Consider the following 1,409-nt stretch of genomic DNA (forward strand, 5'->3'; position numbering starts at 1 on the left):
CGTTAGGCAACACCAAATTCCAGGCGCAGTTGGCAATTGGTTTTCATCTATTTAGGCACCGCTCGCGTGAGCAGTTTTTCATTCCCAAACCGCTCCAAGCTCTTCATCGGGCTGGCGTCTGTCCAAGCCCAGCGCTAAGTTGCACTGTGCTTGGCAATCGGGCGCATGTTCACGGCTCAATCTGGCCGTCTGTCCTACGGCAGCCAGCGCTCGCTCCATCAGCGCAAAAGTGCCACACGCCATCGGCTTGGTTGGCTGCCCGTCCTTCGGCGGCCAGCGTCGGGTTTTGCGCCGTGGCAAGCCACCGCGCAGGCATCCCGTAGCCACGGCTCGCGCCGTCGCTGCTTGGCGTCTTCGCCATCGCCGGTTACAGTGGTCGCATCGCTTCTAGCGTCACAACAAACATTCAGGTTGGCACATGCCTTTGAACATCCAGTTCAAGCTCATTGGTCAGTACCTCAGCACAGCTGCGCGTCCAACGCGGCCTCTGCCTAACCGTCCGGTCAAGCGGACGCCAACAAGGCCCATGGCTTCGCCATTTTTACGGGCCTTGTTGGTGCCCTCCACTCGCTTCGCTCCTTCCGGCGCCGCTTACCTTTGGCGTTAGGCCTCCATGCGCAAACTCAACGAACTACTGAGCGCCGATGATCCGGCAATGCCGCTGGTGCGGCAATGGCTTGCGGAATCCAGTCATCCGATTGAAGTCCTTCAGCCGAGTAAAAATTGCGCTGAAGTTCTGGTTGGCCTTCAAGTCACAACTCGATCTCCAATGGGAGCCATAGTCTATGAAACGGGCGGAATACTGATTGATCATGGGTGGCTACGCTTACTTGGCTCAGGCCATCCAAAGCTTCCACGAAACATCGTAGACTGGAACTTTGAGAGATCATCTGGCTACCTACTGTTCGCAGACGATGCCGTTGGTGGCTTCTTCGCTATAAACGGTGGAGCACTTGGGCCAGATCAAGGTTCCGTCTATTACTGGGCACCTGATACTTTGAATTGGGAGTCACTAGAGCTTGGATATAGCGAATTCTTACGTTGGGCTCTCAGTGACAGGCTCAATGTCTTCTATGAACCCCTAAGGTGGCCAGAATGGGAAGCAAGTACTCAGGCGCTAGCTGGCGACCAGTGCTTCACCTTTTATCCATTCCTCTGGTCAGAACAGGGCTCCGTCAAAACAAGTTCACGGAAGGCAATCAGTGTTGCCGAACAGTTTTTGTTCAATACCGATTGCTTGAGGCAAGCATAAATTGCAAAGCAAATGCAACACCCAAAACCAATATCCGTGGCCTAACATTACGGTCAAGCGGACGCCAACAAAGCCCATGGCTTCGCCATTTTCATGGGCTTTGTTGGTGCCCTCCACTCGCTGCGCTCCTTCCGGCGCCGCTTACCTTGGGCGTTAG

1 protein-coding gene is annotated in these 1,409 nt (G+C 54.9%); it reads left to right on the top strand.

Features of this window, described 5'->3' with window-relative positions; all coding sequences use genetic code 11:
• Positions 1 to 613: 613 nt before the first annotated feature.
• Positions 614 to 1,252: a DUF2625 domain-containing protein gene (locus EYS42_RS16825; RefSeq protein ID WP_130969368.1), complete on the top strand. Its 639-nt coding sequence runs from the start codon at positions 614 to 616 to the stop codon at positions 1,250 to 1,252.
• Positions 1,253 to 1,409: the final 157 nt, after the last annotated feature.

The sequence above is a fragment of the Aquabacterium lacunae genome, assembly GCF_004310865.1.
Classification (GTDB): Bacteria; Pseudomonadota; Gammaproteobacteria; order Burkholderiales; family Burkholderiaceae_C; genus Aquabacterium; species Aquabacterium lacunae.